This is a genomic window from Pseudomonas sp. BN417 (assembly GCF_029871205.1).
Lineage (GTDB): Bacteria > Pseudomonadota > Gammaproteobacteria > Pseudomonadales > Pseudomonadaceae > Metapseudomonas.
Genome location: NZ_SSOJ01000128.1, coordinates 1 through 13290, shown reverse-complemented (window position 1 = coordinate 13290; position 13290 = coordinate 1). Strand labels below are relative to the sequence as shown.

Below are 13290 nucleotides of genomic sequence, written 5' to 3'. Positions count from 1 at the left end.
GTGTAAAAACTCCCGCGCAAATTTGAGGGGTGCGGCGCTACGCGAAATCTGGAGAATTCTTCGCATCGAGCCTGCTTGGATTTTCCGGGAGAGCGCCAAATTTGATCATTGCTTGATCAGGGACTTGTCCTTGAGGCGTTTTTACACAGCCTGGGCCAGAAGCGGCCGGTCACAAATAGCCCGAACCGAAGCAAGAAGTGCAGTGGATACATGCAGGAATGATCAAGTCGGCTGGATGCGCCGCATCAAAGCGGCAGTGCTGCGCGGCCAACTCGCGCGGCCGAACTACGCACCACCGGCTATCGTGGCAGTGATGACGAGGCCATACACCACGAACGCCATGCCCCAGCGCAAGGCAAGCCAGCCTCCAAGACTAGCCACAACCAGACGTGCGAGGTTGCCAATCACAGGCCAGAACAGACGCCAAGCGCCTTGCAATGCGAAATGCAACACCTGTCCCAGGCCGAAGAAGCCGTACAACGGACCGACCACTTGCAGGTATTGGGTGCCAGCCTCAAGCATTGCCGGCTCATTGCCACACAGCATCAGCCAGGGGCGCGGGAAGATTGCCGCTGCATGCCAGCGGAACAAGCAAGTATTCAAGACGTGCGTAGCCAGCAATCGCGTCCGGGCCGAATTGCCCCGACAGCGCCGTCGCGATGCCGATTGACAGGTTAATGGCCACCGTTGCAATCAGGCCACCCCGACCTTGAAACACACAGCGTCATCTGCCCAGGTGCACATGGTGCGCCATTCAATGCCATGGGCTATGCATCAATGAAAAACCTGGCTGGCAAAGGCGTGGTGATTCCCACTTTCGCCAACGACATCCGCGCCAGCCCAGCAATCACTCAAAACGGTGCATAGGCTGAGTCACTCACGGGAGCTGAACCGCGCAGCTCTTCACCTGTTCGCGCAACCACTGCAAGCCCGGATCGGCATCGAACCGCGAGTGCCAGTACGCCACCAGCTCGGGCGCGGGGAAGTCGACTGGCGGCTCGTGGCAACTGAGGCCGAAGGTTGTAGCGAACGCCTCGGCGATGGGCCCCGGCAGGTTGCAGATGTAGCCGGTCTGGGAGGCGATCACTGGCATCGCCATGAAGTTCTGCACCAGTACGCCAATGCGCCGCGCCAACCCTTGGGCCTGTAGCGTCTGGTCGATAATGTTGCCATCCCGTTGATGCATCTCGATCATCACCTGCGGCCTCTCCAGGTAGAGGTCGAGCGGGAAGCGCCCAGGCGGAAGGCCTTCACGCTGCCAGATCAGCGTAAGCAACGAAACGGTGGTGATCGGCTCATGGCGCAGGGCCGCGCCAAGCGTCATCGGCGCGCTGATGACCAGGTCGATCTCGCCGCTTTCCAGCAGCACTGAAACCGTATTCTTCGTCGGCAGCGGCACTACCTCGATCATCACCCCCGGCGCCTCGCGCGCGATGTGCTGGATCAGCCGCGGCAGGATCAGGAACTCGACGAAGTCACCGGAGGCGATGCGGAACTTGCGCTGCACCGCTGCCGGCACGAAGGGCGCAGAACCTTGCAGAACGTCGTCCAGACGGGACAGCGCGTCGCGCACCGGACCGATCAGTTCGGCCGCGCGTGCCGTCGGCACCAGGCCGCCGCGCCCAATCACGAACAGCTCATCGCCGAGGCGCTCACGCAAGCGGCGCAGCGCATGGCTTACAGCCGATTGGCTGAGCGACAGGCGCTCGCTGGCGCGAGTGACGTTCTGGGTTTCCCACAGCGTGGCGAAGACCACCAGCAGGTTCAGGTCGAGGGTTCTGGTATTAATATTGTGCATTCATCGAATGCTACATATTCACTTCCTTCATCGCAAAGGCTTTGGTGTAGTGGCTCCACAGTTTCACTGCGCGAGAGCCCCACCATGAACAACAAGAAACCCCTGCAGATGGGTTGGTTCATTCCAACCATTGGCGATACCACTGCCTTCAGCGATCCGGGCAAAAGCATTCCCCAGTCCCTCGAGCATTTCGAGCGGGTAGCCTTCGCCGCCGAACAGGCCGGGTTTGATTACGTACTGGTCCCCGTTACGCCCTTCTGCTGGGATGCCTGGGTGACCGCCTCGTTCGTGATCGCCCGTACCCAGAATCTCAAAGCCCTGGTGGCGGTGAAGCCCGGCTTCATCCACCCGGTCGCCCAGGCCAAGATGTTCGCCACCTTCGATCAACTGTCCAAGGGGCGTATCTACATCAACCTGATCGCCGGCCTCAGCGAGAAAGACGCCTACGCCGAGGGGCAGATCGCTTCCAAGGAAGGACGCTACGAACAGCTGGAGGAAGAACTCGAGCTGATGAAACGCCTGTGGACCGAGGAAGGCGTGGAATACGAAGGCAAGTACCACCAGGCACACGGCCCGAAAGTCATCCCAGCCCCCTTCCAGCAACCGCACCCGCCGTTCTTCCTCGGCGGTGGTTCGGAGCACGCGGCAGAGATTTCCGCCAAGCACTCCGCCGTACACCTGTTCTGGGGCGACTACCCGGAGCGCATCGCCGAACAGATCAAGGAAATGCGCGAACGCGCTGCCAAGTACGGCCGTGGCGAGGAAATCGAGTTCGCTATGCGCCTGCAGATCATCTGCCGCGAAACCGAAGAGGAAGCCTGGGCCGCAGCAGATACCCTGGTCAACGGCGCCGATCCGACCTGGACCGAACAGGTCAAGACCATGATGGCCGAGTCGGTTGCCAACCAACGAATGAAAGAGCTCTCCAAGACCGTCGGCCGCAAGATGACCCCACACCTGTGGACCGGCATCACCGAAGTGCGCCCCGGTGCCGGTATTGCCGTGGTGGGCAATCCGCAGCAGGTCGCCGACCAGTTGCTGGCGTTCGTCGATGCCGGTTGCAGCGGGTTCTGCCTTTCCGGCTACCCACACCACGAAGAAGCCGAGCGCTTCGGCCGTCTGGTCATGCCGCTGCTCAACCGCTGAGCCACTCCGATCCAACAACAATCAGCCGCCTCCGGCCCGTCCGGCGGCGGTGGAGTACCCGTCGATGAACACTTCTCCCTTCGACCCCAAACAATTCCGTCAGGCGCTCGGCGCCTTCACCACCGGCGTGACCATCGTCACCACACGAGGTCCGGACGGCCAGGACTATGGGCTGACCGCCAACAGCTTCAACTCGGTGTCAATCGACCCGCCGATGGTGTTGTGGAGCATCAACAAGGATTCCTCGTCGGCACACGCCTTCACCGAAGGTTCGCACTTCGCCGTGCACATCCTGGCAACCGATCAGGAACCGCTGTCCAACCGCTTCGCCAAAAGCGGCACCGATAAGTTCGCCGGTCTCGACCTGCAACGCGGCCCCAGCGAAGTTCCGCTGCTGGATGGCTGCTCGGCGCGCTTCCAGTGCAAGACCACCTATCAGTACGAGGGTGGTGACCACATCATCCTGGTCGGTGAAGTGCTGGCGTTCGACCGCTTCGACAAGGCGCCGCTGGTGTTCCACAGCGGCGGCTACCGACGCCTGGTGCCACCCGCCCCACGTGGCCAGGAAAGCGTCATCTATGGCGAAAACTGGCTGGGTTTCCTGCTCGGCCGCGCCTATTACCAACTGCAACTGCCGATTCGCCAGCAACTGAAAGCGATGGGCATGCAGGACAGCGACTTCGAGCTGCTCGGCATCCTCAGCTTCAGCGAAGGACGGACCCAGGACGAGCTGCGCCAGCTGTTCGAATTCACCGGCAAGGCGCTGGCCCCGGAGCAACTGGCCGCCTGGCTGCACAACGACCTGCTGACCCTGCACGAACAGCGCGTGATGTTCACCGACAAGGGTCGTCAACTGGCGATCCAGTGGCTGGCCTTCGCCAAGGCCGCCGAGATGAGTGCCCTGGAAGCGCTGTCCTACGACGAAGCGCAGCAACTCAAGCTGCTGATCGGCCGCGTCATCCAGCACACCGGTGCCGAGCTGCCGGCGCACTGGCGCAAGGAAAATATCTGGCAGGACAACAACCTCTGGCAGCAGGCCGACGCCATCCCGGCGGCGCGCTGACGCAGTACCGCGACGGCGGCCCGCCCGCCGCGCGGCCTCGATTACAAGAACAAGCCATTGAGGTGAACTGTCGATGTCCAGCACAACGACTATCCAGGCTCCGGTCACGCCCTGCGCCGCACAATTCCTGCCCAGCCGTGGCCGAGCCAACTACGCCCTCGGCGTACTGCTGCTCGCCTACGTCTTCTCGATCATGGACCGCCAGGTGCTCAGCCTGCTGGTCGGGCCGATCCAGCAATCGCTACACGTCAACGACTCCTGGATGGGCCTGCTCCATGGCTTCACCTTCGCCGCCTTCTACTCCTTGGCCGGCCTACCGATCGCGAGGCTGATCGATCGCGGCAACCGCCGAATGATCATCGCTACCGGCATCGGCCTGTGGTGCCTGGCCACGGCCGCCAGCGGCCTGGCCACGGAATTCTGGCACCTGCTGCTGGCACGCGTCGGCGTGGCGGTCGGCGAGGCGGTGCTGCTGCCGGGCGCCGTGTCGCTGATCAGCGACCTGTTCGTGCCGGAGAAACGCGGCCGCGCCCTCGGCGTATTCGGCGCCGGCGGCCCGGTCGGCGTTGGCGCCGGTCTGCTCGCCACCGGTCTGGTGCTCGGCTACTTCAGCGCCCATCCACTGACCCTGCCCTTGCTCGGCACCCTGGCGCCCTGGCAGACCACGCTGATGTCGATCGGCCTGCCGGGCCTGTTCGTGCTGTTGCTGATGTGCGGCGTGCCGGAGCCGCGACTGGATCGCGCCGGACGGACGACGCCCCCGGTGGCGCGAAACGTGCCACTGGCTGAAGTGCTGGCGTTCCTGCGCGCCAACCGGCGCACCTTCGTCGCCATTATCATCGGCATGGGCTGCTACAACGCCGCGGTGTACGGCGGCGGCGCCTGGGTCCCCAGCTACCTGGTCCGCGAGTTCGGCTGGAGTTACGCCAAGGCTGGCACGGTGATGGGTCTGGTCATGTGCGTCAGCTCGCCGTTCGGCGTGCTCGGCGCCAGTTGGCTGGGTGAATACTGGCGCCGCCGCGGCGTGGCCAATGGCAACCTGCGCGTGGCGGTCCTTGCCAGCCTGCTCCTGCCGCTGTGCGCCACACCGCTACTGCTGGCGCCCAGCGCCCTCCTGGCCCTGCCGTTCCTGGCGCTCTCCGCCGCCCTCTGGGTCTGCCTGTTCGGCATCGGCCCGGCGCTCATCGTCGAAATAGCGCCCGCGCCGATGCGTGGACAGTTCATTGCCCTGTTTACCGGCGTACTCAACCTGGTCGGTGTTGGCATCGGCCCGCTGGCTATCGGCGTCATCACCGACTACGTGCTGCTCGACCCCGCCGCCATTGGCTACTCGATCCTGGTCGTCACGCTGATCGCCTGCGCCCTGGCGTGCCCGCTGCTGCTCTGCGCCCGACACAGCTTCCGCAAAACCATCCAGCAGGCCCGCGAGTGGCAGCCCGCCGCGGCAGCTGCGGCATAACCCCTTCCACCCAACGAGAGCGCTCATGAACACCATCCAAGGCAGCTGCCTGTGCGGCGGCATCCAGTACTCCACCCACGTCGCCCCGCTGACCACCGCCGTCTGCCATTGCAGCGACTGCCAGAAGCAGTCCGGTAGCGCCTTCTCGGTCAACGTCATGGTGCCCGCCGAGGGCTTCCTGGCTGAGGGGCAGACCCTCGCCAGCTACCAGACCCGAGGCGGCAGCGGTCTCCCGGTACGCCGATTCTTCTGCAGCCACTGCGGTTCAGCGCTGTACACCGAAATGACCGCCCTGCCCGGAGTGCTGGCGGTCAAGGCCGGTACGCTGGCCGATGCCGCGATCGCCACACCCAACCTGCACCTGTGGTGCGCCTCGGCGCAGCCCTGGGTGGCCATCGACCGCAGCCTGCCGTGCTTTGAGCACGCGGCAACGGAGTGAAGAACAGCGACCCGGCTGGCGGCCTGCCGCAGCCGGGCGAGCACGAGATAACCACGGTGATCAAAGACGCACACTGCGCCGGCCCCGTCAGCGCAACGCGACGAGCTGAAGGGTACGAGCCTGGAGTCGCTTCGCCAGCTGCTTGCCTTCAGCATCGACAGCACCTGGCTGTCCGCCTTCGTCGTCGACGCCTGCCGCCGCATTGGCCTTGTGTGGCGCCCGCTACCTGGACGAGCAGACAGTACGCTGGCTGGCGGAGCTGACCATGGCCAACCTGTCCCCCGGCGTCGAGGCGACGCGCGGCTGAACGGGCCTGCCGATGAGGGAGGCCCGTGCCATAGCGCGGAGTGGCCCGCCTACTTCTGCTGCTTGCTGCCTCTGATGTTGCCGGCAACCCCACCGGCGACGGCGCCGACCGCCGCGCCGGTCCATCCACTGCCACCGGCGATCGCGGCAATGCCGGCGCCGGCCGCGGCACCAATGGCCGCGCCGCTCATCGTCCCCTGCTGCTGGGGTGTCATAGAGGTGCAGCCGATCACGCCCGCTGCGGTGAGGACTGCGGCAAACAATAGGGACCGCTTCATGTTCACCTCCGCTACTTGTTCTTCTGCAGACCGGGCACGACCATCTCGAACCAGATGGTCTCGATGACGGGCCGTTTCACACGGTCGGGATTGGCGGCGTACCACTGATTGAGCCCTTCGCGCACTGTGTCGAGCGTGTGGCCCTTCAAACCTCTGCCGAAACGCGGAATCAGGCTCTGCTCATCGGACAGCGGCTTCGACCCATGGTAGGCCGCCTCCACCTGGTAGGCGTTGGCGATGCCGACGAGATAGGCCTTCTTGAGCTGTTCCGACGACTGCATCCATTGCTCGCCGGTGATCATGGGCACCTCGTCGGCGCGGGCAATGCCCGATGCCGCCGCCAGGGTCACGCATGCTGCCAATACCAGCGTGCCCATTCGCAATGTTCTCATCGTCTTCCCTCCTCGCTAGGCTGAACCTCAACGCCGTGACGCGGCCTGCACCGGCGGCCCTGGGCCGCTTCGCCGGATCGCACTTCGAGCCGGTCGAACACGCCAGAGCTTCAACGGACTCTTGTCGGCCCCGCATGTCAATGCCCGCGCCCACAATTGCACCTGCTGCCCGCGAGCTACACAGCAGTCTTACTCAGGCTGCACCGTAATCTTTCCCGCAGCTCGTTGCTTCGCCGCCTGCGCTTCCAGGATCAGCCGATAGGCGATGTAGTACTTGTAGATATTGCTGACGTAAGTCACCGTCTCCGCGCCGATTCGCTCGGCTGCGACGTACTCAACGTTATGGAACCAGACGTTGGGATCCAGCCCGCGGCTGGCGGCTTCCTCGCGCAGCCGCGCAACTCTGGCCGGACCAGCGTTGTACGACGCGAAGGTGAACAGGACCTTATCCAACTCGGTCATCGGTTCGTCACCGTAGTACTTGTCTATCATCACCCGCATGTACTTGACCCCAGCCTCGATATTCGACTGGGTTCGCTTGATATCACCGACTTTTAGCTCCTTGCCTGTTGCCGGCATGACCTGCATCACGCCGATGGCTCCCACGGGGCTTCGAACGGACTGGTCAAGCCGCGACTCCTGGTACCCCTGAGCCGCCATCAGCAGCCAGTCCACGCTGTACTTGTCACCGTATTGCTTAAAGAACTGAATCAAATCGAGAAACTTCTTCCGCTCCGACTCAGAGGCAGCGTCCTTGATATATTTCGCGCTCTTCAGATAGCGCGTCAGAATCATATTTCCCGTTGCGGTCCCTTTGCGGTGACGAGTGACGAAGTCATCGACAGCCGTTCTGAGTTGCGGGCTCCCCTTCCGTATCGCCCAGGCAATCTCTCCCCCCGTGCGTATGGCAATCCCTTCATGGACCGTGACCTTGGGAAAGACCTGCTTCCAGAGGTCCGCCTTGTGCTTGTCCATCACGATGAGCGAGACCAGTCCCGCATTCAGCATCTCGACCAGGTCCTCGTCCTCCAACTCCTCCGGGGCCAACCTGATGTTCACCTGGGGCCGATTCTCTGCGGCAAAGCGCTTGTTCAGCGCAACCAGACTCTCGTGGTAGCTGGAGGACTTGCGAACAAAGACCTCCTTCCCTGCCAGATCGTCGAGGCTTGCTACCTGGGGTGAGGCGGAACCGGACAGGATCACTTCGCTGACATTGGTGTAAATTGGCACGGAGAAGTCCACCAGCTCCTGTCTCCCGGGCGTGATGGTCAAGTTAGACGCCGCTATGTCGCCTCTGCCGGCAACTAGCGCGGAAAGTAGTTCGTCCCTACTAACCGGGACGAAGACCACGTGAACCTTTAGATGTTTTTTGGCCTTCGACTTGGCGGACACCATCTTCTTGTTCAGTTCCTTCTCGAACAGGATAAACGCGTCGTAGGTTCCGCCGCGTTGAGTGCCCTTGTCGGTGAAGTAGAAGGTTTTGCTATAGATCGTGAGGACTCGAATGATCCTCCGTTCTTTCATTTCCTCAAGATCACCGGTCCACGGCTTCTGAATCTCTGCCGGATCGACGGTGAGCGTCTCCGCTTGCGGCGTTTCCGACGATTTGATCGCATCAGCGGCCGGGGCAGGGCCGCTATACAAAGCCCCGAGAAGTGCCGGCAGACCAAGAATGATCAGCCGCAAGTGCGTCGCGCGATACGCCACGGGGTGAAGTTGCAGCGACAGGTTCAGCATGATCGCGTTCCGACTGTGTAGTGAACGGCTCCACTACTGCGATGAGCAATCCCTCGCCCTGAGCCTTGGCGGTGGTTGAGGCATGGGGCTCGCGGCAGAAATAGTGCCCCGCGACTGCAGGAACATCACAAGCCAATCCCTACGGCTAAATGCACGCTTACGAATCCCCGTTCCAACAAACAAGTTTAGGTGCAGGAGTTGGAAAGTTAAGGACCTCGACGTCGTTGACCCATGCTTGAGCCGTTGCGACAACTGGCCGGCACCTTCGACGCGCCCCAAACCATGCAACCGCACGATGAGCTTCCACCAGGTTTTGTAGGCGTCAGTAGGCAACCGTTGGAACCGCCTCTGGCGATTCACCGTGATTCACCGCTGGTATGCGTGAGCCAAAACGAAAGAGCCGCCAAAGTGGCGATTGGCTGGCGGTGCGCTCCAGACACTATTCCTCCTCCAAAAGGACCTCCAATCGCCCGGACTTCACCGCCTTCACCAGGGCCGCATGGTCCCGCTCCGTCTGATCGGCATAGGCGAGGGCAAAGTCGCCCAATGCCTCATCGAAGCTGTCTCCGTTGCCCAGATAACCCGTAATGGTCGCGCTATCGCCCGACTTGGCATGGGCGCGGGCCAGGGTCAAGCCGCAGTGTCCGGCATAGCGCTTGAGTCGTGTAGCGGAAACACCCTCGATCGGCACCGACATCTTCATGTCGCGCATTTGGCGGACAAAATAATCATGTCCCCCCCGGCCTCGCGTCCAACCCAGGAAAATGTCGCTGGAGGACTGCATGAGCCGCTGCCCCATGACGACACGCTGTCCCTGGTTCGTATAGTGGCTTTTCCCCGCATAGGGTTCGAGGACCGAACGACAGGATTCCTTGAACTGGAGAATCAGGGGGTGGTTTTCTTCGGAGAACATCAATCCGATGAACCTTCGGTCTTGTGCACGCCCATCACCCAAATTTCCCAGGCGAGCGGGCTTTGCGGAGCGACGATGGCGCTGACAGACCTGGGCTAACCTTTGACATTGGAGCGCATGCTCGGAGTGCCAATCCTGTCGGCGAGGGTCATCGATATCCGAGTAAATGTACCGGGCGGTACATCACAGCGTGACGTGGCATCAACCTGGACCGCTGACTCAGGGCCGAACTGGAGAAGGGCATGACTCTGGCGGGCATGGTGTGGTGGAACCGATGCGCGAAGTTCGATTGCGGGTCCGTTTCTGCCAGCGCTGGCGTCCGGTCTCCATCTGAGGAAGGCGACGAAAGGGGGCCGTGCTATTGACTCCGAACAGGAAGAACTTCCTCGTTACTGCCGTGATGGTTTCGCTGGCGCTATCCGGTTGCGCGAGCATCGGCCCCAATACCGTAACGGTGGATCGCTTCGATTACAGTTCGGCGATAGCCGACTCATGGAAACAGCAGACTCTGCTTAACATCGTCAAGCTGCGCTATATGGACATGCCTGTGTTTGTCGACGTTGCGTCGATTGTCGCCGGTTATTCGCTGGAGACCGGAGGCAACATTGGCGGGCAAATTTCCTCGGCCGATGCCGTCCAGGGCAACAGCGTCGTGCTGGGTGCCAACGGCAAATATACCGATCGCCCCACGATTACCTATGTGCCAATGACCGGTGAGAAGTTCCTGGTCGGACTACTGACGCCCATCGATCCGAAGAATATTTTCTCCTTGCTCCAGTCAGGCTATGCGGCGGACTTCATCCTCGGGCTGACGGTCGAATCACTCAACGGTGTACGCAATCGCTCGGCATTGGCTGGCGCCGTGCGCGAGGCGGAACCGGAGTTCCTGCGTGCCCTGGGTTTGCTGCGCGACATCCAGATCGCAGGCGCCGTGGGACTGCGCGTGGAGGAAGACAAGGCCACGGGCACGACCGCGCTGCTGGTCATGCGTCGGGATGATGTAGAGCCGGAGATACTGGAAAAGCAGAAGCAGCTCCGTCGCTTGCTGCATTTGCCGGAAGACAGCCAGCGGTTCGTGCTCAAGTATTCGCCGGCACGCGGCGAAGAAGGCGAACTGTCGGTCAACAGCCGTTCGATGCTGCAGATCATGACGGCTTTCTCCAGTTACATCGAGGTGCCCCAAGCGCACATCGAGGACCAAAGTGCCGTGCCGACTATCGTCACTGGTAGCACGGAAAATCGCATGTCGCGGATCTTCGTTCGCAGCGGCAAGGAGAAACCCGAGCACGCGTACACGTCGGTGCGTTATCGCGACCACTGGTTCTGGATCGATGACAGCAACTGGCAGGCGAAGCGGGCACTGGCCGCCATCATGCTTTTCTTCTCGCTGTCGGAGGCCAAAGTGAAAAACAATCTGCCACTGATCACCATCCCGGCGCAGTGATTGCGTGTGGCAGCAAGGCCGCCCCCCACAACAGGTCAAGAAGTTCCGCCACCTTCACCGACCTCTTGGTATCTGGGCAACCGCGATACCTTCTACGCGGCAGTGGAACGCTGTTTCCTCGCTTTTGCTGGCCCAAACGGGGCGGTCTAATCTGCATCGATAGATGAGGCCTGCCGCGATCACGTCGCAGCCGTGGTTATGCTCTGCATGCAGGCCGGATGGACTTATGCCGAAAAGCGATGGCCCCGTAACTGATAGTGCGACGCCCTCGGCGAACCTTGCCGCCAGCGCTCCGGTTCGCGGCTGGCGCGCGGCCTTCCCTCCTGCCGAGTGGCTCCCTGCGTACCGGGCGCAATGGCTTCGGAATGACGCTATCGCTGGTGTTACCCTCGCGGCCTATGGCATTCCGGTGTCCCTCGCCTATGCCTTGCTCGCGGGTCTTCCGCCGCAATATGGCATTTACTGCTATATGGTCGGCGGCCTGTTCTATGCGCTGTTCGGCTCAAGTCGCCAGTTGGCCATCGGCCCCACATCCGCGATCTCGATGCTCATCGGCGTCACGGTTGCGGACATGGCGGGGGGCGATCCGGGACGCTGGGCCGACATCGCGGCGCTGACAGCGCTGGTCATCGCCGCCATGTGTGCATTGGCGTGGCTGCTGCGCCTGAGCTCTCTGGTCAACTTCATCAGCGAGACCATTCTGCTTGGTTTCAAGGCCGGCGCAGCGCTGACCATTGCGATGACCCAGCTGCCCAAGCTGTTCGGGGTCAAAGGGGGCGGGGAAGACTTCTTCGAGCGCGTCATCGTCCTGGTCGGTCAACTTCCCGATACCAACCTCGCCGTGCTGATGTTCGGCCTTGCGGCCATTGCAGTGCTGGTGCTTGGGGAAAGATTTCTGCCGGGCCGCCCGGTGGCCTTGTTCGTGGTGGCGATATCGATCATCGCCTTGTCAGTGACACCACTGAGTGGCCTTGGCTTCAAGGTTGTCGGGGCGCTCCCGACCGGTTTGCCTGCCTTCCAGCCCCCGGGGCTGCGGCTGCCGGACGTGGACGGGGTGATTCCGCTTGCCTTCGCTTGCATGCTGCTGGCCTATGTGGAAAGCGTTTCAGCGGCTCGAGCCCTGGCCCAGGCCCACGGTCAGGAAATCGATCCACGCCAGGAACTGCTTGGCCTGGGGGCGGCGAATCTGGGGGCGGCCTTGTTCCAGGCCTATCCGGTGGCCGGCGGGCTGTCCCAGTCCTCGGTGAATGACAAAGCCGGTGCCAAGACGCCTCTGGCACTGGTTTTCGCCTCGATCACCATCGCCTTGTGCCTGATGTTTCTAACGGGTTTGCTCGCCAATCTGCCCAGTGTGGTGCTTGCAGCCATCGTGCTGATGGCCGTCAAAGGCTTGATCAACATCCGGGAGCTGCACCACGTCTGGCGCGTGAGCCGCTTCGAATTCAGCGTGTCGATGGTGGCCTTCGCTTCAGTGCTGCTGCTGGGGATTCTCAAGGGCGTGATATTGGCGGTCCTGGTATCGCTCCTGTTGCTGATACGGCGCGTCGCGCACCCCCACGTGGCGTTTCTCGGCCAGATTCCCGGCACGCGAAGTTATTCCGACATGGATCGCAACCCGGAGAACCTGGCCGTACCGGGCGTGTTGGTGTTCCGCGTCGACGCGTCGCTGCTTTACTTCAACGTCGAGCACGTGCGTGATGCGCTCTGGCAGAGAGTCCGTTCCACCCCCGGCGCGTTGAAGCTGGTGGTCTGCGACATGTCTGCCTCCCCCCTCGTCGACTTGGCCGGCGTACGTATGCTTGAGGCCTTGCATAGAGAACTGCAGGCTTTGGGGATACGGCTGCGACCCGTTGCAGCCCATGCGCGGGTACGAGACATACTGCGCGCCGAAGGACTGGAGGAACGCTTCGGCAACTTCAGTCACACGGTCTCCGTGGCCGATGTCATCGACGAGTTCCAGGGCAAGGCCGTAACTGGGGCTCGCTCTGATTGACCTGGGTGCGCGTAATTCAGCCGAACATGCCTTGGCATTGATTTTGGCTATGTCTGCGTTAGCTGTTGCAGCACCGAATAGAGGCGTCTAGTACGGCTCTTTCAGACCTCCGCGCCTGCCTGATGCATCCCTCTCCCCCGGCCCCTCTCCCTGAAGAGGAGAGGGGGGACTCGCGCCGGACTGGGCGCAGCAATCCTGATGCCTGGTCATTGCCTGAGCCTGTGCAGAAGAGGTGGGGCGAGGACTCTGCCCCGTCAGGAGGCCGAGCGGAAGCGTTGCGCAGGGGGATGAGCGGCATGGATGCCGCGAGAGGCGTGTGGGG

At 62.2% G+C, this 13290-nt stretch carries 12 protein-coding genes; 6 read left to right on the top strand and 6 right to left on the bottom strand.

Features of this window, described 5'->3' with window-relative positions; translation table 11 throughout:
- Positions 1–285: 285 nt before the first annotated feature.
- Both E8F11_RS16455 and E8F11_RS16450 read right to left on the bottom strand, forming a co-directional pair.
- A complete protein-coding gene (locus E8F11_RS16455) occupies positions 286–603 on the bottom strand; it encodes an MATE family efflux transporter (RefSeq protein WP_280289908.1) in 318 nt (105 codons plus the stop codon).
- Positions 604–877: 274 nt separating this feature from the next.
- A complete protein-coding gene (locus E8F11_RS16450; protein ID WP_280289907.1) occupies positions 878–1798 on the bottom strand; it encodes a LysR family transcriptional regulator in 921 nt (306 codons plus the stop codon).
- A gap of 84 nt (positions 1799–1882) precedes the next feature.
- Between E8F11_RS16450 and E8F11_RS16445 the strand changes: the two genes are divergently transcribed.
- The 4 genes from E8F11_RS16445 (at position 1883) to E8F11_RS16430 (ending at position 5905) form a co-directional block, all read left to right on the top strand.
- Positions 1883–2944: an LLM class flavin-dependent oxidoreductase gene (locus tag E8F11_RS16445; RefSeq protein ID WP_280289906.1), complete on the top strand. Its 1062-nt coding sequence runs from the start codon at positions 1883–1885 to the stop codon at positions 2942–2944.
- A 64-nt stretch (positions 2945–3008) separates the two neighbouring features.
- Positions 3009–4007 carry a flavin reductase family protein gene (locus E8F11_RS16440; RefSeq protein WP_280289905.1) on the top strand — a complete coding sequence of 333 codons (999 nt, stop codon included), beginning with the start codon at positions 3009–3011 and terminating at the stop codon, positions 4005–4007.
- A gap of 73 nt (positions 4008–4080) precedes the next feature.
- Positions 4081–5466, top strand: a complete 1386-nt coding sequence (locus E8F11_RS16435; protein WP_280289904.1) for an MFS transporter — start codon at positions 4081–4083, stop codon at positions 5464–5466.
- A gap of 25 nt (positions 5467–5491) precedes the next feature.
- Positions 5492–5905 carry a GFA family protein gene (locus E8F11_RS16430; RefSeq protein ID WP_280289903.1) on the top strand — a complete coding sequence of 138 codons (414 nt, stop codon included), beginning with the start codon at positions 5492–5494 and terminating at the stop codon, positions 5903–5905.
- Between the two features lie 356 nt (positions 5906–6261).
- On the opposite strand, the gene E8F11_RS16425 is transcribed toward E8F11_RS16430, so the two are convergent.
- The 4 genes from E8F11_RS16425 to E8F11_RS16410 form a co-directional block, all read right to left on the bottom strand.
- A complete protein-coding gene (locus E8F11_RS16425) occupies positions 6262–6594 on the bottom strand; it encodes a YMGG-like glycine zipper-containing protein (protein WP_280289902.1) in 333 nt (110 codons plus the stop codon).
- Positions 6501–6881, bottom strand: coding sequence for a hypothetical protein (locus E8F11_RS16420; RefSeq protein WP_280289901.1), 381 nt, complete (start codon positions 6879–6881; stop codon positions 6501–6503). Before E8F11_RS16420 ends, E8F11_RS16425 begins: the two co-directional genes overlap by 94 nt.
- Before the next feature lie 189 nt (positions 6882–7070).
- Positions 7071–8618, bottom strand: coding sequence for a lytic transglycosylase F (locus E8F11_RS16415; protein WP_280289899.1), 1548 nt, complete (start codon positions 8616–8618; stop codon positions 7071–7073).
- 439 nt (positions 8619–9057) lie between these two features.
- Positions 9058–9531 carry a DUF2252 family protein gene (locus E8F11_RS16410; protein ID WP_280289898.1) on the bottom strand — a complete coding sequence of 158 codons (474 nt, stop codon included), beginning with the start codon at positions 9529–9531 and terminating at the stop codon, positions 9058–9060.
- Between the two features lie 355 nt (positions 9532–9886).
- On the opposite strand from E8F11_RS16410, the gene E8F11_RS16405 reads away from it, so the two are divergent.
- Together E8F11_RS16405 and sulP are read left to right on the top strand one after the other, a co-directional pair.
- Entirely contained in the window at positions 9887–10975 is a 1089-nt protein-coding gene (locus E8F11_RS16405) for a hypothetical protein (protein ID WP_280289897.1), read from the top strand.
- Positions 10976–11201: 226 nt separating this feature from the next.
- A complete protein-coding gene (gene sulP / locus E8F11_RS16400) occupies positions 11202–12968 on the top strand; it encodes a sulfate permease (protein ID WP_280289895.1) in 1767 nt (588 codons plus the stop codon).
- Positions 12969–13290: the final 322 nt, after the last annotated feature.

What these genes read in the sequence shown, in the direction of transcription:
- E8F11_RS16420 (WP_280289901.1), bottom strand. Translation starts at nt 6,881, where the DNA reads ATGAGAACATTGCGAATGGGCACGCTGGTATTGGCAGCATGCGTGACC.
- E8F11_RS16435 (WP_280289904.1), top strand. Translation starts at nt 4,081, where the DNA reads ATGTCCAGCACAACGACTATCCAGGCTCCGGTCACGCCCTGCGCCGCA.
- E8F11_RS16430 (WP_280289903.1), top strand. Translation starts at nt 5,492, where the DNA reads ATGAACACCATCCAAGGCAGCTGCCTGTGCGGCGGCATCCAGTACTCC.
- E8F11_RS16410 (WP_280289898.1), bottom strand. Translation starts at nt 9,531, where the DNA reads ATGTTCTCCGAAGAAAACCACCCCCTGATTCTCCAGTTCAAGGAATCC.
- E8F11_RS16440 (WP_280289905.1), top strand. Translation starts at nt 3,009, where the DNA reads ATGAACACTTCTCCCTTCGACCCCAAACAATTCCGTCAGGCGCTCGGC.
- E8F11_RS16415 (WP_280289899.1), bottom strand. Translation starts at nt 8,618, where the DNA reads ATGCTGAACCTGTCGCTGCAACTTCACCCCGTGGCGTATCGCGCGACG.
- E8F11_RS16445 (WP_280289906.1), top strand. Translation starts at nt 1,883, where the DNA reads ATGAACAACAAGAAACCCCTGCAGATGGGTTGGTTCATTCCAACCATT.
- sulP (WP_280289895.1), top strand. Translation starts at nt 11,202, where the DNA reads ATGCCGAAAAGCGATGGCCCCGTAACTGATAGTGCGACGCCCTCGGCG.
- E8F11_RS16450 (WP_280289907.1), bottom strand. Translation starts at nt 1,798, where the DNA reads ATGCACAATATTAATACCAGAACCCTCGACCTGAACCTGCTGGTGGTC.